Annotated in this window: 25 protein-coding genes and 1 riboswitch; of the genes, 11 read left to right on the plus strand and 14 right to left on the minus strand. The window is 54.2% G+C overall.

Annotation, left to right across the window (positions count from 1 at the left end):
• Positions 1–108: 108 nt before the first annotated feature.
• The 3 genes from ACOQH0_RS13380 to ACOQH0_RS13390 form a co-directional block, all read right to left on the minus strand.
• Positions 109–690, minus strand: a complete 582-nt coding sequence (locus tag ACOQH0_RS13380) for a Slp family lipoprotein (RefSeq protein ID WP_420984621.1) — start codon at positions 688–690, stop codon at positions 109–111.
• 37 nt (positions 691–727) lie between these two features.
• Entirely contained in the window at positions 728–1,423 is a 696-nt protein-coding gene (gene tsaB, locus ACOQH0_RS13385) for a tRNA (adenosine(37)-N6)-threonylcarbamoyltransferase complex dimerization subunit type 1 TsaB (protein ID WP_010432702.1), read from the minus strand.
• A gap of 66 nt (positions 1,424–1,489) precedes the next feature.
• The gene (locus ACOQH0_RS13390; RefSeq protein ID WP_010432700.1) at positions 1,490–3,400 is read right to left on the minus strand and encodes an ATP-dependent DNA helicase; all 1,911 of its coding nucleotides are present in this window, start codon (positions 3,398–3,400) and stop codon (positions 1,490–1,492) included.
• Positions 3,401–3,533: 133 nt separating this feature from the next.
• Here ACOQH0_RS13390 and ACOQH0_RS13395 point away from each other — a divergent pair, with 133 nt between their 5' ends.
• On the plus strand, positions 3,534–3,878 hold the full coding sequence (locus ACOQH0_RS13395; protein WP_008500498.1) for a RidA family protein: 345 nt from the start codon (positions 3,534–3,536) through the stop codon (positions 3,876–3,878).
• 6 nt (positions 3,879–3,884) lie between these two features.
• Here ACOQH0_RS13395 and ACOQH0_RS13400 read toward each other — a convergent pair whose 3' ends face one another.
• Positions 3,885–4,076 carry a YoaH family protein gene (locus ACOQH0_RS13400; protein WP_108417606.1) on the minus strand — a complete coding sequence of 64 codons (192 nt, stop codon included), beginning with the start codon at positions 4,074–4,076 and terminating at the stop codon, positions 3,885–3,887.
• Between the two features lie 61 nt (positions 4,077–4,137).
• On the opposite strand from ACOQH0_RS13400, the gene pabB reads away from it, so the two are divergent.
• The 4 genes from pabB to ACOQH0_RS13420 all read left to right on the plus strand — a co-directional run bounded on the left by pabB (position 4,138) and on the right by ACOQH0_RS13420 (position 9,326).
• Positions 4,138–5,466 carry an aminodeoxychorismate synthase component 1 gene (gene pabB / locus ACOQH0_RS13405; RefSeq protein WP_421512354.1) on the plus strand — a complete coding sequence of 443 codons (1,329 nt, stop codon included), beginning with the start codon at positions 4,138–4,140 and terminating at the stop codon, positions 5,464–5,466.
• A gap of 3 nt (positions 5,467–5,469) precedes the next feature.
• Entirely contained in the window at positions 5,470–6,048 is a 579-nt protein-coding gene (locus tag ACOQH0_RS13410; RefSeq protein ID WP_089598212.1) for a CoA pyrophosphatase, read from the plus strand.
• A gap of 184 nt (positions 6,049–6,232) precedes the next feature.
• On the plus strand, positions 6,233–7,597 hold the full coding sequence (gene sdaA, locus ACOQH0_RS13415) for an L-serine ammonia-lyase (RefSeq protein WP_010432687.1): 1,365 nt from the start codon (positions 6,233–6,235) through the stop codon (positions 7,595–7,597).
• 130 nt (positions 7,598–7,727) lie between these two features.
• On the plus strand, positions 7,728–9,326 hold the full coding sequence (locus tag ACOQH0_RS13420) for an EAL domain-containing protein (RefSeq protein WP_421510560.1): 1,599 nt from the start codon (positions 7,728–7,730) through the stop codon (positions 9,324–9,326).
• 6 nt (positions 9,327–9,332) lie between these two features.
• Here ACOQH0_RS13420 and yoaE read toward each other — a convergent pair whose 3' ends face one another.
• Entirely contained in the window at positions 9,333–10,892 is a 1,560-nt protein-coding gene (yoaE, locus tag ACOQH0_RS13425; RefSeq protein WP_010432680.1) for a CNNM family cation transport protein YoaE, read from the minus strand.
• A complete protein-coding gene (locus ACOQH0_RS13430) occupies positions 10,880–11,089 on the minus strand; it encodes a protein YoaL (RefSeq protein WP_071985428.1) in 210 nt (69 codons plus the stop codon). The genes yoaE and ACOQH0_RS13430 overlap by 13 nt, the downstream gene beginning before the upstream one ends.
• Before the next feature lie 264 nt (positions 11,090–11,353).
• On the opposite strand from ACOQH0_RS13430, the gene manX reads away from it, so the two are divergent.
• The 5 genes from manX (at position 11,354) to mntP (ending at position 15,505) form a co-directional block, all read left to right on the plus strand.
• Positions 11,354–12,316 (plus strand): PTS mannose transporter subunit IIAB, encoded by a 963-nt coding sequence (gene manX, locus ACOQH0_RS13435; protein WP_010432678.1) that lies wholly within the window; start codon positions 11,354–11,356, stop codon positions 12,314–12,316.
• Between the two features lie 47 nt (positions 12,317–12,363).
• Positions 12,364–13,164, plus strand: coding sequence for a PTS mannose transporter subunit IIC (gene manY, locus ACOQH0_RS13440; protein ID WP_008500490.1), 801 nt, complete (start codon positions 12,364–12,366; stop codon positions 13,162–13,164).
• Between the two features lie 12 nt (positions 13,165–13,176).
• Positions 13,177–14,028: a PTS mannose transporter subunit IID gene (locus tag ACOQH0_RS13445; RefSeq protein ID WP_006810994.1), complete on the plus strand. Its 852-nt coding sequence runs from the start codon at positions 13,177–13,179 to the stop codon at positions 14,026–14,028.
• A gap of 54 nt (positions 14,029–14,082) precedes the next feature.
• Positions 14,083–14,541: a DUF986 family protein gene (locus tag ACOQH0_RS13450; protein ID WP_089598210.1), complete on the plus strand. Its 459-nt coding sequence runs from the start codon at positions 14,083–14,085 to the stop codon at positions 14,539–14,541.
• 197 nt (positions 14,542–14,738) lie between these two features.
• Positions 14,739–14,929, plus strand: a riboswitch (yybP-ykoY riboswitch).
• A 9-nt stretch (positions 14,930–14,938) separates the two neighbouring features.
• Positions 14,939–15,505, plus strand: coding sequence for a manganese efflux pump MntP (gene mntP / locus ACOQH0_RS13455; protein ID WP_010432671.1), 567 nt, complete (start codon positions 14,939–14,941; stop codon positions 15,503–15,505).
• Here mntP and rlmA read toward each other — a convergent pair.
• From rlmA to mgrB, 7 genes are all read right to left on the minus strand, one after another.
• Positions 15,502–16,317: a 23S rRNA (guanine(745)-N(1))-methyltransferase gene (rlmA, locus tag ACOQH0_RS13460; RefSeq protein ID WP_421510563.1), complete on the minus strand. Its 816-nt coding sequence runs from the start codon at positions 16,315–16,317 to the stop codon at positions 15,502–15,504. The two genes, mntP and rlmA, sit on opposite strands and share 4 nt — an antisense overlap.
• A 68-nt stretch (positions 16,318–16,385) precedes the next feature.
• Positions 16,386–18,086 (minus strand): peptidoglycan glycosyltransferase FtsI, encoded by a 1,701-nt coding sequence (ftsI, locus tag ACOQH0_RS13465; RefSeq protein WP_421510565.1) that lies wholly within the window; start codon positions 18,084–18,086, stop codon positions 16,386–16,388.
• Between the two features lie 236 nt (positions 18,087–18,322).
• The gene (gene cspE, locus ACOQH0_RS13470) at positions 18,323–18,532 is read right to left on the minus strand and encodes a transcription antiterminator/RNA stability regulator CspE (RefSeq protein ID WP_001062678.1); all 210 of its coding nucleotides are present in this window, start codon (positions 18,530–18,532) and stop codon (positions 18,323–18,325) included.
• A gap of 12 nt (positions 18,533–18,544) precedes the next feature.
• On the minus strand, positions 18,545–18,688 hold the full coding sequence (locus tag ACOQH0_RS13475) for a DUF2627 domain-containing protein (RefSeq protein ID WP_052302290.1): 144 nt from the start codon (positions 18,686–18,688) through the stop codon (positions 18,545–18,547).
• A 526-nt stretch (positions 18,689–19,214) separates the two neighbouring features.
• Positions 19,215–20,204 carry an MBL fold metallo-hydrolase gene (locus ACOQH0_RS13480; protein ID WP_421510566.1) on the minus strand — a complete coding sequence of 330 codons (990 nt, stop codon included), beginning with the start codon at positions 20,202–20,204 and terminating at the stop codon, positions 19,215–19,217.
• A 23-nt stretch (positions 20,205–20,227) separates the two neighbouring features.
• Positions 20,228–20,518, minus strand: coding sequence for a YebO family protein (locus tag ACOQH0_RS13485; RefSeq protein WP_010432660.1), 291 nt, complete (start codon positions 20,516–20,518; stop codon positions 20,228–20,230).
• A 74-nt stretch (positions 20,519–20,592) separates the two neighbouring features.
• Positions 20,593–20,736 (minus strand): PhoP/PhoQ regulator MgrB, encoded by a 144-nt coding sequence (mgrB, locus tag ACOQH0_RS13490; protein ID WP_089598207.1) that lies wholly within the window; start codon positions 20,734–20,736, stop codon positions 20,593–20,595.
• Positions 20,737–20,895: 159 nt separating this feature from the next.
• Between mgrB and ACOQH0_RS13495 the strand changes: the two genes are divergently transcribed.
• On the plus strand, positions 20,896–21,135 hold the full coding sequence (locus ACOQH0_RS13495) for a YobH family protein (RefSeq protein ID WP_029485125.1): 240 nt from the start codon (positions 20,896–20,898) through the stop codon (positions 21,133–21,135).
• Between the two features lie 64 nt (positions 21,136–21,199).
• Here the strand turns inward: ACOQH0_RS13495 and kdgR are convergent, their stop codons facing one another.
• The gene (gene kdgR / locus ACOQH0_RS13500; protein ID WP_010432655.1) at positions 21,200–21,991 is read right to left on the minus strand and encodes a DNA-binding transcriptional regulator KdgR; all 792 of its coding nucleotides are present in this window, start codon (positions 21,989–21,991) and stop codon (positions 21,200–21,202) included.
• Positions 21,992–22,006: the final 15 nt, after the last annotated feature.

Consider the following 22,006-nt stretch of genomic DNA (forward strand, 5'->3'; position numbering starts at 1 on the left):
TGTTCAGATTGCAGGTTGCGAAGCGCGTCACTCTTTTTTTTCATTTTATCCGTAAAAAAACAGAGACAGCGGCTGAGCCGCTGTCTCTTTCCTAATAATAACAGTTAGTTACTCAGTTACGATCGTTTGAACCTGCGCCGGGCCCGGGTTATACCAGCCCCAGCCGGGGTAACCATAACGGTAAGGATGAGGACCCCACATCCACGGATCGATCGGCTGCGGCGGCATGACGACCTGCTGGGCAATACGCCAGCGTTTGTAGCCCGTCACCTGCATAGTCATAAATTTATACGGCGTGCTGCCGATTTTGCCCTGCACCGAACCGGTAATCGGCCCAACAACGGTCACCAGTTGCCCACGGAAATCGACCGGGTCAAGGAAACCGCTGATGTCTGCATAAATGCGCCCGCGCGAGGCCTCCCCCAGTACGGGGCGAGCACCGCTGTCCAGCGGTACCGTCGCAATTTCCAGACGGGTTTTACCCTGCTGGTTAAAGACCTCGATCACCTTGCCGCCGAAGCGCGATTCCTGGCCAACATACAGCTCAGGCGCATTCATAACGCGCACCAGATCCTGCTGTGGCGTTGGGCTACTGCCCTTAATCGCATCAGGAACGGTTACACAACCGCTCAGTGCTGTGGCAACAACGCCTGCCATTAAAAGGCGAACAACTTTAGTTTGAACCGCCATGATGCGACTCCTTTTTCTCAGTTCCTGTTACTGAGATTCACTCGCGGCCTGGAAGTTTCTTCCACGCAACGGTGTTTCGTAAATAAACCGGCTCAGCCTGTTCAACGGCGACGGTTTTTCCTTTCGCGAACAGCTGACAGGCAAGGGGAAGCATATCTTCGGCGGCAGGCAGAAGCATATTGCCGTCAACCAGCGTTACGCCGGTGTCGTTCCCCATTTCCGGCCATGCCGGCCAGCCCGTCCCTACCGTCGCCCACTCGCCTGAGAGCTGCTTCAGGCGTTCGGTGACGGCTTCAGGCGTCAACACCGCTTCCGTCTCTTCACCGTGCCAGACGCCGTTTTCATCACGAGTATATTCAGCCCAGTAAACTTCGCCCATGCGGGCATCAATGGCCGCCAGCACGCGGGTTGCGCCAGTCATACGCCAGGCACCCTGCGCCATGGTGGCGAGGGTAGAGACGCCGATCATCGGCAATTCAGCGCCCAGCGCCAGCCCCTGCGCAATGCCAATCCCGATACGTACGCCCGTAAAGCTGCCAGGGCCACGGCCAAAGGCCAGCGCGTCGAGGTCGGTTAAGGAGGTGTTGCCCTGGGTTAACATGGCTTTTACCAGGGGCAGAATACGTTGGGTGTGTTCCCGTGGGCACTCTTCGAAATGAGCAGAAACAGCACCGTCGTTCAACAGAGCGACAGAGCAAGCCTCTGTCGCGGTATCAATAGCCAGAATTCGCATCAGTCGTCGCGCTCTCGCAAGGGTCAGTCACAAAATGGCGCGCATCTTAGCACATTCCGGGGCGAATTACTCCGCCGTTGGGTTTGCCAGGAAACGCACCGCGCGTTTTATGTCCCGCGTCCGCGGCGCGGGCGGCAGGCTGGCGAGGAAGGTGGCGCCGTAAGGGCGCATCACCAGTCGGTTATCACAGATCACCAGCACGCCGCGATCGGTGACGTCACGGATCAAACGCCCTACCCCTTGCTTGAGGGTAATCACCGCGTCCGGCAGCTGGACCTCGTCAAACGGATCGCCTCCGCGCAGACGGCAATCTTCCATCCGCGCCTTCAGCAGCGGATCGTCCGGGGAAGTAAACGGCAGTTTGTCGATGATGACCAGCGAGAGGGTATCGCCGCGCACGTCGACCCCTTCCCAGAAGCTGCTGGTCGCCACCAGCAGGGCATTACCGGCGGAAACAAACTGCTGTAACAGCTGGCCTTTACTGGTTTCGCCCTGCAGCAGAACCGGCAGCGTCATGGTAGCGCGGAACTGCTCGGCGAGGTCGCGCATCATGGCGTGAGAGGTGCAGAGCATAAAGCAGCGGCCGTTGTTGGCCTCAATCATCGGTTTTAACATCGCCGCCAGATGTCGCGCCGCGCCCGGCTGGTTCGGCAGCGGCAGATTACGGGGAACGCAGAGCAGCGCCTGTTTTTCGTAATCGAACGGGCTGGGCAGGAGCAGCGATTCCGCCGCCTCAATGCCAAGACGTTCCGTGAAGTGATGCAGATCGTCATTCACCGACAGGGTTGCCGAGGTGAAGATCCAGCTTCCCGGTTTTTGCGCCATCACCTCTTTAAATTTATCCGCCACCGTCAGCGGCGTGAGCGCCAGCGTGAAATGCCGTGAGGTGCACTCATACCAGTAGCTGAAGCCCGGCTGGTTAATCTCTTTCAGCCGTTTGAGCCGCCCGCGATACAGTGTTGCGCGTTCAAACGCTGCATCTAACAGCGCGGAGCGTCCAAGCGAGAGTTTCGCCACGTCGTAGCAGAGTTCCAGGGCATCATCGAGCAGCAGCAGCGCGCGCTGGATATTTTTGTCCGCCAGCAGTTCGCGCAGGTTACCGCGATAGCCCGGCTCGCCAAGCTGTAAGCGGAAATCCTGCGCGCTCTGCGCCAGGCGGTCGGCGCACTTCTGCAACTGCTGGGTATCTTTTAATTCGGTGCGATAGGCGATGGTGAAATCTTTCGCCAGGTCCTGAAGCTGGCGGCTCGAGAGCGACTGGCCGAAATACTGGCTGGCGATATCCGGGAGCTGGTGCGCTTCATCGAAGATCATCACGTCAGCCTCGGGGATCAGCTCGCCGAAACCGCTGTCTTTGACCACCATATCCGCGAGAAACAGGTGATGGTTTACCACCACGACGTCGGCGTCCATGGCAGTTTTGCGGGCTTTAACCACAAAGCAGTCTTTATACAGCGGGCAGTCGCTGCCGAGGCAGTTATCGTTGGTGCTGGTCACCAGCGGCCAGGCAGGAGAGTCTTCCGGCACGCTCGCGCAGGTGCTGATGTCCCCCTCTTCGGTCTGGTTCGCCCATGAGCGAAGGATAATGACGTCGCTCAGCGTCTGTACCGGCAGATCGCCACCCGCCAGCGCCTGCTGCTCAAGACGCTCAAGGCAAAGGTAGTTAGAACGCCCTTTCAGCAGAGCCAGACGCCCTTTGTATTTCAGCGCTTTCGCCACCGTGGGCAAATCGCGGCTGTAGAGCTGATCCTGCAGCGCCTTCGATCCGGTGGAAATAATCACCTTCTTCTTCGCGCGCAGCGCCGGAGCAAGGTAAGCATAGGTTTTACCCGTGCCGGTTCCGGCTTCGACCACCAGCGGCTGAGCCTTATCGATAGCGTGCGCAACGGCGTGCGCCATCTGACGCTGAGGTTCACGGGGTTTGAAGCCGGGGATAGCCTGCGCTAATTGACCTTCAGGGGAAAAATCGTCTGCCACGGTGCTCTCTCACTGTATTTTTGCACAGGGATTATGTCAGCCCATCCTTTCATGTGCCACCCCAAATAGTGACGACAGATGCACAATATGGCAGTCTTGCCGCCTGAATACGCAAAATAACGAGGAAACGTTTATGACGATTGTGCGCATTGATGCCGAAGCCCGCTGGTCTGATGTGGTGATCCATAACCAGACGCTCTACTACACCGGCGTACCGGCTAACCTGGACGCGGATGCGTTCGAGCAGACGGCGAACACCCTGGCGCAGATTGACGCGGTGCTGGAAAAACAGGGCAGCGACAAATCACGCATTCTGGATGCTACGATTTTCCTGGCAAACAAGGACGATTTCGCAGCGATGAACAAAGCCTGGGATGCGTGGGTGGTGGCGGGTCACGCGCCTGTACGCTGCACCGTACAGGCCACGCTGATGAAACCGGAGTACAAGGTCGAGATCAAGATTATCGCGGCGGTGTAAGCACGATTACTCTTCTTGATCTTCATCTTCATCTTCGAATCGCGCCACGATCCGCTCGCCGGAATGACTGGCGCGAATCTCCTGAGCGACAACGGTAATCGCCTGTCCGCTGCTCATCCCCTGGGACATCAGTTCCTGGATACGTTCAACCGCTTTCTGCTGCTGTTCATGGCTCAGAGAAGGTAAACCTGCAAACATCGTCAACTCCTGCTAAATTATTCGCGCTAATTATTTCACGCTGCCCGGTAGTATGCCATACATGAACATGCGCTTCCCCACTGTTATTACCCTGCCCTGGCGTGCTGATGCCGCTGAGTTCTGGTTTGCTCGCCTGAGCCACCTTCCGTTTGCGATGCTGCTGCACTCCGGCCATGCGGATCACCCCTACAGCCGGTTTGATATTGTCGTGGCCGACCCGGTCAAGACGCTGACAACCGATGACCTGCCGTTAACGGACGATCCGCTGGTGCAGCTTCAGCAAGCCATTAACGCGCTGGGCTTATCTGCCACACCGAACCCGGACCTGCCTTTTCAGGGGGGCGCGCTGGGCCTGTTTGGTTACGATCTGGGTCGCCGTTTCGAAACGCTGCCTGATCTTGCTCAGGATGATATTCCGCTGCCCGATATGGCGGTGGGGCTTTACGACTGGGCATTAATTGTTGATCACCAGAAAAAAACGGTTTCCCTGCTAAGCCATCGTGACGTGCAGGCGCGTCTGGTGTGGCTTGAGGCGCAACAGCCTGCACCTGCAGGGCCGTTCACGCTGACCTCCGACTGGCGTTCAAATATGAATGCAGCGGAGTATGCCGAAAAATTCGCGCGCGTTCAGGCGTATCTGCACAGCGGTGACTGCTACCAGGTCAACCTCGCCCAACGTTTCCAGGCGACATACCGGGGAGATGAGTGGCAGGCATTTACCCGTCTTAATGCCAGCAATAAGGCACCCTTCAGCGCGTTTGTGCGTCTGGAACAGGGAGCGGTCCTCAGCCTGTCGCCCGAGCGTTTTATTCATCTGGCCGAGGGCACGATTCAAACCCGTCCGATTAAAGGCACTTTGCCGCGTCTTGCCGATCCCGAGGCCGACCGCAAGCAGGCGGAAAAACTCGCCGCCTCCCCGAAAGACCGCGCGGAAAACCTGATGATCGTCGACCTGATGCGTAACGATATCGGCCGGGTCGCGGTGCCGGGCAGCGTCCGCGTGCCCGAACTGTTCGTCGTCGAGCCTTTCCCGGCGGTGCATCACCTTGTCAGCACCGTCACCGCACAGCTGCCCGCCTCGCGCACAGCCTGCGATCTGCTCCGCGCCGCGTTTCCGGGAGGCTCCATCACCGGCGCCCCCAAAGTGCGGGCGATGGAAATTATCGATGAACTGGAGCCGCACCGCCGCAACGCCTGGTGCGGCAGCATCGGCTATGTGAGCCTTTGCGGGACCATGGATACCAGTATCACTATCCGCACGCTAACCGCCTGCGACGGGAATCTGTATTGTTCCGCAGGGGGCGGTATTGTGGCCGACAGCCAGGTCGATGCGGAATATCAGGAAACCTTTGATAAAGTTAACCGTATCCTTCAACAGCTGGAGACCTGACGGGTGGAAAAAGAGAACCTGACGCTGGATGATTTTTTGTCGCGCTTTCAGCTTTTGCGACCTGCGGTGAACCGTGAAGCGCTGAATCAACGTCAGGCGGCGGTGCTGATCCCGGTGGTGCGGCGCGAACAGCCGGGCCTGCTGCTCACCCAGCGATCGCCGCATATGCGTAAACATGCCGGTCAGGTCGCCTTTCCGGGCGGCGCAGTGGATAGCACCGATGCGTCGCTGATTGCCGCCGCGCTGCGGGAAGCACAGGAAGAGGTCGCGATTCCACCAGAAGCCGTCGAGATCGTTGGCGTATTACCCCCTGTCGACAGCGTCACCGGCTTCCAGGTGACCCCGGTGGTGGGCATTATTCCCCCCGATCTTCAGTATCACGCCAGCGTCGATGAAGTCTCTGCGGTGTTTGAAATGCCGCTGGAAGAAGCCCTCCGACTGAGCCGTTATCACCCGCTGGATATTCAGCGTCGTGGACATGAGCATCGGGTGTGGTTGTCCTGGTATCAGCATTATTTTGTCTGGGGCATGACGGCGGGCATCATTCGTGAGCTGGCGTTGCAGATCGGCCTGAAACCTTGACTATACTTTACATTCCACCCTTTTCTGGCAGGTTTGCGATCGCTGTCGCGCTATTAGCAAAACCATCGTTAACCATTAGTTTAATTCATGTGAATAGTTAAGCCGAGGTTGGTGTTCCCTCTTACACTATGCGCAGTTATAACATCGTTACTGGAACCCCGGTAACCCTGTCAGGAGTGTAAAAGTGATTAGTATATTCGACATGTTCAAAGTGGGGATTGGTCCATCTTCTTCCCACACTGTAGGGCCGATGAAGGCCGGTAAACAGTTCGTCGATGATCTGGTCGAAAAAGGATTACTGGAAAGCGTTACCCGTGTTGCCGTAGACGTCTACGGTTCGCTGTCATTAACGGGTAAAGGCCACCACACCGATATCGCCATTATTATGGGTCTGGCAGGTAATATGCCGGACACCGTTGATATTGATGCCATTCCGGCATTTATCCGCGACGTGGAAGCGCGCGGTCGCCTGCTGTTGGCTAACGGCCAGCACGAAGTGGATTTCCCACAGGATGACGGCATGCGTTTTCGCAGCGACAACCTGCCGCTGCATGAAAACGGCATGACCATCCATGCGTGGAACGGCGAAAAAGAGATCTACAGCAAAACATACTACTCCATCGGCGGCGGTTTTATCGTTGATGAAGAACATTTTGGCAAAGACAGCGTAGGCGACGTTAACGTGCCCTACCCGTTCAAATCTGCTACCGAGATGTTGGGCTACTGCAAAGAGACTGGCCTGTCGCTTTCCGGCATGGTGATGCAGAACGAACTGGCGCTGCACAGCAAGAAAGAGATTGAAGACTATTTTGCAAACGTCTGGCAAACCATGCGTGCCTGTATCGATCGCGGGATGAATACCGAAGGCGTATTGCCGGGTCCACTTCGCGTGCCGCGCCGTGCCTCCGCGCTGCGCCGTATGCTGGTGACGACGGACAAGTTCTCTAACGATCCGATGAACGTAGTCGACTGGGTGAACATGTTTGCCCTGGCCGTGAACGAAGAGAACGCCGCCGGTGGCCGCGTCGTGACGGCGCCAACCAACGGTGCATGCGGCATTGTGCCAGCGGTACTGGCCTACTATGACCACTTTATCGAACCGGTGACGGCGGATATCTACATCCGTTACTTCCTGGCGGCGGGTGCGATCGGTGCGCTGTACAAGATGAACGCCTCAATTTCTGGCGCGGAAGTGGGCTGTCAGGGTGAAGTGGGCGTAGCCTGCTCCATGGCGGCGGCTGGCCTCGCGGAACTGCTGGGTGCAAGCCCTGAGCAGGTGTGCGTGGCGGCTGAAATCGGCATGGAGCATAACCTGGGGCTGACCTGTGACCCAGTGGCAGGCCAGGTGCAGGTGCCGTGCATCGAGCGTAACGCCATTGCGTCGGTGAAAGCGATCAACGCCTCCCGTATGGCGATGCGTCGTACCAGCGAACCTCGCGTTTCACTGGATAAAGTGATCGAAACCATGTACGAAACCGGCAAGGACATGAACGCCAAATACCGTGAAACCTCACGAGGCGGCCTGGCCATTAAGGTTCAGTGCGACTAATACTTTCCTTCGCCCATCTGCAACGGATGGGCGAATTTTAACGTCACGCCTCGTCTCATTATGTAATCCCCACTACACTTTCTCTGTTGCGTCCGGCTTTTGGGGCTGGTGGCTTACAGAGCGACCGTTCATGCAAAAAGCACAAGCGATCATTAAAGATTATCGCCGAAAACGCGTTATCGTCTGTGTCACGGTTGCGCTCCTTACGCTCATCCTGACGTTGGGCATTCGGTTTATTTCGCAGCGTAACGTCAATCAGGAGCGCATCCAGAATTTTGCTGACCATACGGTACACTCCCTCGAAAAAGTGCTGCTTTCACTGGAAAATCGACGCGATGTACTACAGGCCCAGGTTGGACAGCCCTGCAGCCAGGCCCAACTGGTATTACGCAAGCAGGCGGCCATTCTGCAGACCGTCCGCTCGATTGCCCTGATTAAAGATGGACTTCTCTACTGCTCGAGTATTTTCGGTTCACGCAGCGTGCCTGCAAGCACGTTCCTGCCGATTTTTCCCGCGCAAGAACCCCGGCTGGTATTGTCGACCGACCAGTGGTTGCTGAAGGGCAGCCCGATCCTCATTCAGTGGTATCCGGCCTCAGGTGACGGCGAGGACGGGGTGATGGAAGTTGTCAATATCGACCTTCTCACCAGAATGATCCTTGAACCGCAGCGACCACTGATTACCGATGTGGGTTTATCCGTCGGTAATCATTACCTGCGCTACGGTCAGCAGGTTACGGATACCCTGACCTTTGATGATGGCGATGTGCTTCTGTCGCTGGCATCAACGCGCTACCCCTTCAGTATTACCGTGAGCGGGCCGGGTCCAGGCTCAATAGCACTCAAAAATCTGCCGACACAATTACCGCTGGCACTAATGTTGAGCTTACTGCTGGGCTACATTGCCTGGCTGGCCACCGCGCGTCGAATGAGCTTTACATGGGAAATAAACATGGGGCTTGCGGCGCGGGAATTTGAGCTGTTTTGCCAACCTCTGGTCAATGCCCGCACCCAGGATTGCGTCGGCGTTGAGATCCTGCTGCGCTGGAATAACCCTCGTCAGGGGTGGATCTCGCCGGACGTATTTATTCCTCTTGCAGAAGAACACAACCTGATTATTCCGCTCACCCGCTATGTCATCACCGAAACGGTACGTCAGATAGGCTATTTCCCGGCCACGTCCGATTTTCATATCGGTATTAACGTGGCCGCAAGCCACTTCCGCCACGCCGCCCTGCTGCAGGATCTGAATCAATCGTGGTTCAGTGCAAACCCGGCCCAGCAGCTGGTGGTTGAGCTTACGGAGCGCGATGCCCTGAGGGACGTGGATTACCGCATAGTGCGCGAGCTGCATCGAAAAGGCGTTAAGCTCGCCATTGATGATTTTGGCACCGGCAACAGTTCACTCTCCTGGCTCGAAAAGCTCCATCCTGACGTGCTGAAAATTGATAAATCCTTTACCACCGCCATCGGGACCGATGCCGTAAACTCAACGGTGACGGATATCATTATTGCGCTGGGCCAGCGGCTGAATATTGAACTGGTGGCGGAAGGGGTAGAAACCAAGGAGCAGTCGCGGTATTTGCGTCGCCACGGGGTGCATATTCTGCAGGGATATTTCTTTGCGCGGCCAATGCCGCTGCGGGAGTTTCCGAAATGGCTGGCGGGAAGTACTCCCCCGCCAGCGCATCACAATGGACACATCGTGCCCTTAATGCCGTTACGCTAAAAAAGTTTACTCTTCTTCGTCGTGTGCAGATTGCTCTTTAACAATACGCACCATATCAACGCGATAGTCGTTGGCTTCGACAATGGTGATATGCAACGGCGGCAGTTCAATCACATCGCCGATACGCGGGATCTGACCGTTAACCGAAATCACAAGCCCTGCCACGGTGGCAATGTCTTCTTCATCGTTAATGACATTTTCCAGCCCCAGCGTGTGCGAGAGCGCGTGCAGATCAGTAGTACCTTTGACCAACCAACCTTCGCCGTCCGCAACGATTTCCGGCGTTTCGTCCGCATCCGGGAATTCCCCCGCAATCGCTTCCAGTACGTCCAGCGGCGTGACAAGACCCTGAACCACGCCAAATTCGTTGGTGACGATAACGAAGCTACCGCGTGCGCGACGCAGCACGCCCAGCAGATTGATAGGATCCAGCGTTTCCGGAACGACAATCGCAGGCGACGAGGCCGCAATGGCTTCCACGTTGACGCCCTCTTCCAGCGCCACCAGCATCTCTTTGGCACGGACCACGCCGATGATTTCATCCAGTTCGCCACGGCACACCGGGAACAGACTGTGCGGTGAAGAGAGGAGCTGCTGACGAATCTCGTCAACGCTCAGGTTGGCATCCACCCAGCTGATTTCACCGCGCGGGGTCATTATCCCACGCAAGGAACGGGAGGCCAGGGAGAGCACGCCGTTGATCATGTAGCGCTCTTCTTCAACAAACGCCCCTTCAGGGACCGGAACCGGGTTACGGCTCTCGCTATCAGACTGCACGCTCACCTGGCGACGACCGCCCATCAGGCGCAGAATCGCGTCAGCGGTACGGGCGCGCAGCGGCTGGTTTGACTGCTGCTTAATGAAGTTGCGGCGCGCAATCTGGTTAAACAGCTCAATGATGATTGAGAAACCAATCGCGGCGTACAGGTAACCTTTCGGAATATGGAAGCCAAAGCCTTCTGCCACCAGGCTGAGACCAATCATCAGCAGGAAGCTCAGACACAGCACGACAACCGTTGGGTGCTGGTTCACAAAACGCGTCAGCGGTTTCGACGCCAGCAGCATCACCGCCATCGCAATGACGACAGCCGCCATCATCACCGGCAGGTGGTTCACCATACCGACTGCGGTAATAACCGCATCCAGCGAGAAGACCGCGTCAAGCACGACAATTTGCAGTACCACGACCCAGAAGCTGGCATAGCCCTTACCATGACCATCATCATGCTGCCGGTTTTCAAGCCGTTCGTGTAGCTCTGTCGTCGCTTTGAAGAGCAGGAATATCCCCCCGATCAGCATGATCAAGTCACGGCCGGAGAAGGTGTAATCCATCACGGAGAACAGTGGCTTGGTCAGCGTGACCATCCACGAGATGACGGACAGCAAGCCCAGTCGCATGATCAAGGCCAACGACAGACCAATCAGACGTGCTTTATCACGCTGTTTTGGCGGCAGTTTGTCAGCAAGGATGGCGATGAACACCAGGTTATCAATACCGAGAACGATCTCCAGTACGACCAGCGTGAGCAATCCTACCCAGATTGACGGGTCCATTAAGAATTCCATGACAAGCTCCTGCTAAAGGAATGACAAAACGGTGCCCCACTCAATGTGGGCAAAACAGAGGCAAACAGAGACGAGTTCTGGCGAGGATCGCCGGCGAAAAAGGCGCGGAATGGCCTGGTAGATGACTGACGTCGGTGACGGTCCATATAGCGGGCTGTAGCCCTGTACTCCTGAACAATTAAACGGAGGCTAAACATATCAGAGATAACAGGTTTTACGCAAAGATTTACGTTCTTTTGCAAAAACGCAATAAGACTAAATTTGTGTTGAGAATTTTCTCGATCGGGAAAGCTAAATTACGGATCTTCATCACATAAATTATTTTTTCACTGTCTAAAATAATTCGCGGAAGTCTTAGTTAATTTAACTCTAACCCTTATCTGAATCGATTCGGTTCGCCAATACGATTCTCAGTACGTCTGCCCGACAGGCGTATTAATGATAATAAAAGGAGGTAGCAAGTGACCATTGCTATTGTCATAGGCACACATGGTTGGGCTGCTGAGCAGCTACTCAAGACGGCAGAGATGCTGTTGGGCGAGCAGGAAAACGTCGGCTGGATCGATTTCGTTCCCGGTGAAAACGCCGAGACGCTGATAGAGAAGTATAACGCTCAACTCGCGAAGCTGGATACCAGCAAAGGCGTGCTGTTTCTCGTCGATACGTGGGGCGGCAGCCCGTTTAATGCTGCCAGCCGCATTGTCGTCGATAAAGAGCACTATGAAGTTGTCGCCGGGGTGAATATCCCGATGCTGGTGGAAACCTTCATGGCGCGCGACGACAACCCGAGCTTCGATGAGCTGGTGGCCCTGGCGGTGGAAACCGGGCGTGAAGGCGTTAAGGCGCTGAAAGCGCAACCGGTTGAAAAACCCGCCCCGGTCGCGGCGGCACCGAAAGCTGCAGCCCCAGCGAAACCGATGGGCCCGAACGATTATATGGTCATCGGGCTTGCGCGTATTGATGACCGCTTAATCCACGGCCAGGTGGCGACACGCTGGACCAAAGAGACCAACGTTCGCCGCATCATCGTCGTCAGTGACGAAGTGGCTGCGGATACCGTACGTAAAACCCTTCTGACTCAGGTTGCCCCTCCTGGCGTTACCGCGCACGTGGTGGATGTGGCCAAGATGATCCGCGTCTACAACAACCCGAAATATGCGGGCGAACGCGTGATGCTTCTGTTCACTAACCCAACAGACGTCGAGCGCATTGTTGAAGGCGGCGTGAAAATCACCTCCGTTAACATTGGTGGTATGGCTTTCCGTCAGGGCAAAACGCAGGTCAACAACGCGATTTCGGTTGATGAAAAAGATATTGAGGCATTCAACAAGCTGAATGCACGCGGTATTGAGCTGGAAGCCCGTAAGGTTTCCACGGATCAGAAACTGAAAATGATGGATTTGATCGGCAAAGTTGGGAAATAAGCCCGCGCCGGTTTTTCACATAAAGCTTATGCAATAGGAGAAGTACAATGGAGATTACCACTCTTCAGATTGTGCTGGTGTTCGTCGTCGCATGTATTGCGGGTATGGAATCCGTACTTGATGAATTTCAGTTCCACCGTCCGCTGGTGGCCTGTACGTTGATCGGTGCCGTTCTCGGTGATATGAAAACCGGTATCATCATCGGTGGTACCCTGGAAATGATCGCCCTCGGCTGGATGAACATCGGTGCAGCGGTTGCGCCCGATGCCGCGCTGGCGTCGATTATCTCAACCGTTCTGGTTATTGCCGGTCATCAAAGTATTGGTGCCGGTATCGCCCTGGCGATCCCACTGGCTGCAGCAGGCCAGGTTCTGACCATCATCGTGCGTACCATCACCGTTGCCTTCCAGCACGCGGCGGATAAGGCGGCCGAAAACGGCAACCTGACGGCGCTATCCTGGATCCACGTGTCGTCCCTGTTCCTGCAGGCGATGCGTATTGCGATCCCGGCGGTTATCGTGGCGATCTCTGTCGGTACGAGTGAAGTCCAGAGCATGCTGAACGCCATTCCAGAAGTGGTCACCGGCGGTCTGAACATCGCAGGCGGCATGATCGTGGTTGTCGGTTACGCGATGGTCATCAACATGATGCGCGCAGGCTACCTGATGCCGTTCTTCTACCTCGGCTTCGTGACCGCCGCCTTCACCAACTTCAACCTGGTAGCTCTGGGTGTGATTGGTGCGGTGATGGCGATTCTCTACATCCAGCTCAGCCCGAAATATAACCGCGTCGCGGGTGCCCCAGCGCAGGCTGCTGGTAACAACGATCTCGATAACGAACTGGACTAGCAGGTGAGCGAAATGGTTGATATGACAAAAACTACCACTGAGAAAAAACTCACTCCGGGTGATATTCGTGGCGTGTTCATTCGTTCTAACCTGTTCCAGGGTTCATGGAACTTCGAACGTATGCAGGCGCTGGGCTTCTGCTTCTCCATGGTACCGGCAATCAAACGCCTGTATCCGGAAAACAACGAAGCACGTCGTCAGGCGATTAAGCGTCACCTGGAATTCTTCAACACCCATCCTTACGTTGCGGCCCCTGTACTGGGCGTAACGCTGGCGATGGAAGAGCAGCGTGCGAACGGCGCAGAGATTGACGATGGTGCCATCAACGGTATCAAAGTCGGCCTGATGGGCCCGCTGGCCGGTGTCGGTGACCCGATCTTCTGGGGCACCGTTCGTCCGGTCTTCGCGGCACTGGGTGCCGGTATCGCGATGAGCGGCAGCCTGCTTGGCCCACTGCTGTTCTTCATCCTCTTCAACGCAGTACGCCTGCTGACCCGTTACTACGGCGTGGCTTACGGCTACCGTAAAGGGGTAGACATCGTTAAGGACATGGGCGGCGGCTTCCTGCAGAAACTGACCGAGGGGGCGTCAATCCTCGGCCTGTTTGTGATGGGGGCACTGGTTAACAAGTGGACGCACGTAAACATCCCGCTGGTGGTATCGACCATCACCGGGCAGGATGGTCAGACGCGTGTGACTACCGTGCAGACGATTCTGGACCAGCTGATGCCGGGCCTGGTGCCGCTGCTGCTGACCTTCGCCTGTATGTGGCTGCTGCGTAAGAAAGTGAACCCGCTGTGGATCATCGTTGGCTTCTTCGTCATCGGTATCGCGGGCTACGCTGTCGGTCTGCTGGGCCTGTAAGTTTAAATGCTATACGCCGGGGGCTTGCCCCCGGTCTTTTTATCTGGAGGATGAATGACTGTCACGGACATCGTACTGGTTTTGTTTATTGTTGCCCTTATGGCTTATGCGATCTATGACGAGTTCATCATGCCCCGCCGCCACGGCGAGACGCTGCTTTCCCTTCCCCTTCTGCGACGCGGGCGCGTTGATGGATTCATCTTCGCGGGCCTGATCGTCATTCTGATCTACAACAACGTGACCAGCAACGGTGCACTATTAACCACATGGTTATTATGTGCGCTGGCATTAATGGCGATTTACCTGTTCTGGATCCGCTCGCCAAAAATCATTTTTAAAAAACACGGATTCTTCTTCGCCAATGTCTGGATAGAATATAACCGCATTAAAGAGATGAATTTATCCGAAGACGGTGTGTTAGTAATGCAATTAGAGCAGCGTCGTCTGCTGATTCGGGTCAAGAATATTGATGACCTTGAAAAGATCTCCAGATTACTCCTTAAAACTCAATAGCTTATTATTATAGCATCGGCTATAAAGTACGATATTCGCGTGCAGACAATATAGCCGTTGCTATATCCCCCCTCTTCTTAACTTATATTTATTAACGATATTTTCACGCATAAATCTAAATGAAAATCGTTATCAGAAAAGCAGCTAAATTAAGCCTGCTTCGTTGTTGTTTTATATTCTCAAAATATGTTAAGGTTGCGCCCGTCGTTGGGGAGTAGCCGATTTCCTGTTCTCAGGAAATGTACGTGTCAACATACTCGTTGAAAAACGTGGCGCGTACGGATCGCTTTCAGCACATTTCAGGTGTGTTGCGATCAGGCGAGACCATAGATACATCAACTGCTGTTTACTGGGGGCAGTGATGTGTCATATGGATATCCCCGGTCTGGACGCTGTTATGAACATCTCCGCTACGATCCTCCTTGCTTTTGGCATGTCCATGGACGCATTTGCTGCTTCCATCGGAAAAGGCGCCACGCTCCACAAACCTAAATTCTCAGAAGCCCTGCGTACCGGCCTGATTTTTGGTGCTATCGAAACGCTAACGCCGCTTATTGGCTGGGGTCTGGGGATGCTCGCCAGCCAGTTCGTGCTGGAGTGGAACCACTGGATTGCATTCGTCCTGCTGGTGTTCCTGGGGGGGAGAATGGTCATCGAAGGTTTTCGCGGTAACAGCGATGAGGATGATGAGCCACAGCATCGCCACGGCTTCTGGCTGCTGGTCACCACGGCGATTGCCACCAGCCTCGATGCTATGGCGGTCGGTGTCGGTCTGGCATTCCTGCAGGTCAATATTATTGCAACTGCACTGGCCATCGGCTGCGCTACGTTGATTATGTCAACGCTGGGAATGATGGTGGGTCGGTTTATCGGCCCGCTGCTGGGCAAGCGAGCCGAAATTTTAGGCGGTATCGTGTTAATCGGTATTGGCGCTCAAATCCTCTGGGCGCATTTCGCCGGTTAAACCTCACGCTGCCAGATGTGGATACTGAAATCAGTCTGGCAGCGAAAAACGGTCTGCTTTGATAACGTTTCCCACACTTCTGGTTTTGCCCGCCACGCGAACGGCGTCATCTGCAGCAACGCTACTGCCTCCTCCCCTTTGAGCTCCATTTCATACGTCACAGTGTGTTCCTGTTGCAGTATAAAACCCGGCAGCTGTTCAGAGTGAGGCGCGTGCAAACGCACTTCGTCGTAAATCAGCCCTTTCAATTCCATCAGGTGCCGTGGTCCTGGCGTGACGGTGATCACCCAGCCACCCGGTTTCACTACGCGCGCCAGTTCTTCCGCTTTGCAGGGCGCATAAATGCGGATAATGGCGTCCATGCTGGCGTCGTCAAACGGCAGCCTGTGGCTGGATGCCACACAAAACGTTACGGCTGAATAGCGTTTTGCCGCCGCGCGAATTGCCACTTTTGCCACGTCCAGACCAAAAGTCTCTGCGCCCTTCTCGCGGGCAATCTCTGCAAACGTTGCCGTGTAGTAGCCTTCGCCACAGCCGATATCCAGCACAGCGGTAGCATTATCAGGCAGGCGATGCGCCAGAACCTGCGCAACGGTGTCCCGAAGCGGCTGGTAATGTCCTGCATCCAGAAACGCACGGCGCGCCTGCATCATCTCTGCACTGTCACCCGGGTCGCGGGAGCGCTTGTGCTGCACAGGGAGAAGATTCACGTACCCTTCCCTGGCCATATCAAACTGATGTCCCTGCGGACAGGTAAAGCTTTTCTTTGAGCGCAGCAGATGCGCATGGCAAAGGGGACAACTGAAGGACATGACAACTCCGGGGGCATAAACCAAAGGGCGAAGTGTACCGCTATTCGCCCGTGTTATAAACGCCAGGGTTAACGCATGACGATAAGGTGGTCAGAATCCGCCGGTAGACCATCCGGTCTCACATTCTCCAGACGCAGCACGTTGCCCATAATTTCGCTGAACACCGGCGCGGAGACGGCACCGCCGTAGTAGGCGCCGTTTTGAGGATCGTTGATGACCACCACCAGCGCAAAGCGCGGATCGCTGGCAGGCGCAACGCCAGCGGTATAGGCGACATATTTATCGACATATTTCCCGCTGTCATCAATCTTCTTCGCCGTCCCGGTTTTCACCGCCACGCGATAATCACGTACTGCGGCCTTAACACCGCCGCCACCCGGCAGCGCAACGCTTTCCATCATATGTTCGACTTCATGCGCAATCGCCTCTGACATCACCCGGCGCCCTATAACGGGAGGATCAATGCGGGTAATAGAAAGTGGACGCTCAAGACCAAAGCTACCGATAGTGGCGTAAACATGCGCCAGTTGAAGCGGCGTCACCATCAGGCCATAGCCGAATGCAAACGTCGCCCTGTCGAGCTGGCTCCAGAATTTACGCTGTGGTAATAGCCCCGCACTTTCCCCCGTTAAGCCAAGGCCAGTGTTTGTGCCGAAACCAAAGTTTCGGTAGGTATCAATAAGATGCTGGACCGGCATCGCAAGAGAGAGGCGTGACACGCCCGTATCGCTCGATTTTTGCAAAATGCCGGTCATCGTCAGTTCCGGGTAGTAACCCACATCGCGGATACGGTGCCCGTCAAGCATGTACGGGTGGGTGTCAATCACGCTGTCCGGCTGTACCAGCCCCTGCTGCAGCGCCGTCATCAGCACCAGCGGTTTGACGGTCGAACCCGGTTCGAAGGTATCGCTTATCGCACGATTACGGAAATCGTTTAACGTCGCCCCTTCGCGATTATTAGGGTTAAAATCCGGATAGCTTGCCATCGCAAGAATTTCGCCCGTCTGGATATTGATTAATACCGACGCCCCCGACTCGGCTTTATTCCACGCTACCGCATTATCGAGCGCATCTTCGGTGATAGTTTGCAGGCGCTCATCAATACTCAGCTGAATGTTATGGGCAGGCACAGGTGCCACTTCCGTCAGATTTTCAACCACGTGCCCATAGCGGTCTTCCCTCACCTGTCGGACGCCAGGCTTGCCCATCAACTGGGTATTGAAACTTTTCTCAACACCTTCAATTCCTTGTCCATCGATATTGGTAAAGCCAATAAGATTGGCCGCCACATGTCCCGCAGGGTAAAAGCGGCGGGATTCATCGCGTAAATTAATGCCCGGCAGGTTGAGTTTGTCTATCCACTGCGCCTGTGAAGGATCGACCTGACGGGCCAGGTAAATAAACCGTCCCTGCGGATTGCTGTTTATTCGCGACGACAGCGTGCTCAGAGAGAGATGCAGCGCATTGGCCAGCGCCTGCCAGCGGTCATCAAACCCTACGCCACCTTTTGCCAGTACCGTTTTAGGATCGGCCCATACCGCCCGGACAGGCACACTCACCGCCAACGGCCTTCCCTCGCGATCCACGATCATTCCGCGCGGAGCATCAATGGCGACCTCACGCAGCGAGCGCATGTCCTCCTGCTTAACCAGATTGTCAGGTTTAACGATTTGCAGCCAGGCCACCCGCCCCAGCAAAAAAGCCAGACTGCAAAAAATAGCAAAACAAAGCAGAGCAAAACGCGCCGGCGTAAAGTTTCCGGTGGTCATTATGGTTTTCTTTTTCACCTGAGCCTCAGGGCTGTTGATCAACGCCCTGATTTAACGGGAAAAACCGTTCTGAAGGAGAGGAAACAATGCTAATAACCTCGTAGCTTTGCAACAAGTTACTAACAAGAAGAGGAATGGTAATATTTTGAAAGATAACAGAATAAAAAAGCCCCGCGATACGCGAGGCTTTATATCTGAGATTGAAGCGCCAGGCACTTCAGTCAGCAGTGGTTCGATCAGATAGCAGTTACGTTAACTGCAGCTGGGCCTTTCTGGCCATCCTGAATTTCGAACTCAACGTTCTGGCCTTCAGCCAGAGTTTTGAAGCCATTACCCTGGATTGCAGAGAAGTGTACGAACACATCTTTGCTGCCGTCAGCAGGAGTAATGAAACCAAAACCTTTAGACTCGTTGAACCACTTAACTTGACCTTTAATCTTTGCCATTTGCAAAATTCCTTAGAGTGTTTTCTTAGCCCGCAGGCTTGACTGAGATAAAACTGAGACATTACTGCATGAGGCACTAATATAAGGTTCGGCAGAGAAGCGGTATTCAACGACAACGTGTTTACTCAGGACTTCTTTACTGAAAATGCCACACATAAACAGAACTGTACCTCGTTTGACCCAAAACGTGTTATCACACACAACGATTAATATGGCAAGCCATTTTTAAACGTGTCTCGATCCGCCGCACAAATTCAAACACTGCCCTGGTATGATCTGCACACTTATGCGCAACGATCATGGACAATGTGTGTTCTTTACACCGCCACTGCACTATTACCGCAAGCGCTGTTATCTAAGACTTTTTTACCATAGACCATACATTTCTTGCCGTCCAGATAGAGGAACAACTTTCTTTAGAACATTGATTGAGTTAGAACATTTTGTGAAAACTTATGCTCAAATCATTCCAACGCGTCGGTAATGGACAATGCATATTTGGTGTTAATAAACATACTGACACTGCATTAAAAATCACCAGTCAATAAAGAATATGATGCACCAAAATAATGAAATTTTTATGACTCTGCCTCAAAACAAGGCAAGCAAAACGTTTCGATAAAAATAAAACAATCCTGAAGGGCTATAAATACAAAATATATGCAACTATTGCGCGCATTGTTTAAAAGGATAAATATTCGCCAATTTTCAGTATCCTGAAGGAATTATTAACCGGTGCTACATTATTCAGTGCCTGAGTTAACGCATGGACGGGTTCATCAAGGGATTCATCTGCCAGTTCAAACACGCCCCAATGGATGGGAAAGGCCAGGGGTTGGCCGAGCTGCTGCCATAACGCCACGGCAGATTGCGGGTCCATATGATGGACCGCCATGAACCATTCTGGTGCATACGCGCCAATCGGCAACGCAGCGGCGTCAATTTTACCCAGACGTTCGGGTATCGTTAACAGCTCCGGCGAATAGCCCGTATCACCGCTGAACCAAAAGCGGTGCTTTCGCCCCTCAAAGACCCAACCACACCATAATGAACGATTCCGATTCCAGGGGGTACGCATACTCCAGTGCTGCGCCGGAACGGCTGTCAGGGTAATTCCCTGCCAGGTTATGCTCTGCCACCAGTCGAGTTGTACGATGTGCCTGGCTCCGCGACGGCGAAACCAGTCTGCCAGACCTAAGGGAACAAACAGCATTACGTCTGGAAAACGTTTCAGGATACGGCGAATGGTTGCATCGTCGAGATGATCGTAGTGATTATGCGAGATAACCACTGCATCAAGCTGCACAAGTTGTTCAACAGACAGTGCAGGAGGTGTTTTGCGCACCGGTCCTGCAAAAGGAAGCGGAGAAGCGCGTCGCGAAAAGACGGGGTCGGTAAGAATGGTATTGCCATCCATCTGCACCAGCAGACTCGCGTGTTCAAGCCACCAGACCCCGTCGCCTTGTGGCTGTTTCAGCTCAACAGGTTGCCACCACTGACGTATGAAATCGTCATACCCCAGCGCAGGCGGTTTAGGTAAACCTGCCGCTTTCCGCGCCTTTCGCCAGCGCTCAACATCGCCGGGCTGATGTCCTACAGGTGCAGTATTGCGAAAGCCATTCGGCGTGTGATGGATCAGGGAGGGGTCATACCAGGGATTTTTCCAGACCACGGCCACCTCCCGCGAGCAACAGGTTATCGTTCGGCCACCAGACGGATAAAGTCGTCTTCGTCTTCTTTGTCTGCAACGACCGCTTCTTTAGGGGCTTCTTTCTCTTCTGGTTCGTTAGCTTCGCACAGACGGCGCAGCAGCGCATTTTGGCGCTTTTGCTGATCGAGCAGCGCTTCAAGCAACTCGATTTGCTCGTTCGTGCGCGAGCTGGCACGGTTGACGAAAAACCAAATGACCAGTCCAGCGACCAGAATAACCAACGAGACCATCAGGGATGCCAGATTTAGCAGCCCTGAATTCATTAACTCACCCATTTCACCACCTCAATAAAAACGCCCATTTTACCACTGGCGCGAAGGAAGGAAATGACCTTAGGAAAAAATGCGTCTTACCACGGAATAAACTTGTTGATTGCGCAAACGCCGCTAAAAAACTGTACATCCTGATCGCACATCACGTTGATAGTCTGTGTCCACAGCACCACACATGCCACCAACACGATAACCAGAATTACCCAGCGTATTTTTTTCACTCCACTCTCCGTTTTATGACCCGAGGCAGCCAGGTTATCACGGCTATCTTAAACAGCGTCTAACTGTACCCTCATCAAACTCTTTTCGGAATCGTGCACTTGTTTCACTGAGTAAACAGGTTAGGCTAAATGCATGACAACAACGATAAAGAGGCAATGATGCATTTAATCATTCGAACTATTATTGCACTGGCCGTTCTCTGGACTGGCCTTCTGTTAACCGGATATGGTGTGCTTGTGGGGAGCACCGAAAACGCCGCAGGTTTAGGTATCAAGTGTAAATATCTGACAGCCCAGGGCATGAGTACTGCGCAGTACATCCACTCGGACAGTGGGATCATCGGTTTGACCAACTGCCCCGTCCTGCGTAAATCGTCCGTAGTAATTGATAACGGCTAAATATCGCTGAACCGCATCCATGAAAAACGCCGCAAATGCGGCGTTTTTTTTATCCCTGCCGGGGTTAAAACGGATAATCGTTATAGCCCATCTGCTCAGAGATTTTACGCGCGGCAGTATGAAGAATAGCCACGTACTCATGCAGGCGTTCTTCGGAGAAGCGCAGCGTCGGGAAGGAGATACTCAGGCCAGCAATAACAACACCGAAGCGGTCGAACACAGGAACGCCAATGCAGCGCAGCCCTTCTTCCTGTTCTTCGTTATCTTCACCGTAACCCTGCTCACGCACTTTATCCAACACCGCTAATAGCTCATCGGTGGTGGTGATGGTACGCTCCGTGCTGCGTTTGTATTCCACGCCAGAGAGGATCTGCTCCACCTCTTCACGGTCGCGCCATGCCAGCAGTACTTTACCAATGGCGGTACTGTAGAGCGGGTTCCGGCGACCAATGCGCGAATACATGCGCAGGTTATACATGGAATCAATTTTATGGATGTAAACAATGCTGTCCTCATCCAGTGCGCCAAGATGGACCGTTTCTTTTGTCAGACGAGAAAGTTCGCGCATCTGAATATCCGCACTGCGGATCAGATCAACGTTTTGCAGGGCACGGGCACCCAGTTCGAACAGTTTCAGCGTCAGCGAGTATTTTTCAGATTCGCCTTCCTGCGCAACATAGCCCAGTGACTTCATGGTTTGCAAAAAGCGATAAACGGTGCTTTTCGACATCATCACACGCTGCGACAACTCTGTAATACCAATTTCACGCTCTTCTCCGAGCGCCTGTAAGATGCCAAACACCTTCAGCACGGAAGAAACAGAATCTGGCTGCTTATCCAAATCTGCAATTGCCATTTATCACCTCATGGA

Source organism: Enterobacter sp. JS8-1, from assembly GCF_049187015.1.
Taxonomy (GTDB): Bacteria; Pseudomonadota; Gammaproteobacteria; order Enterobacterales; family Enterobacteriaceae; genus Enterobacter; species Enterobacter mori.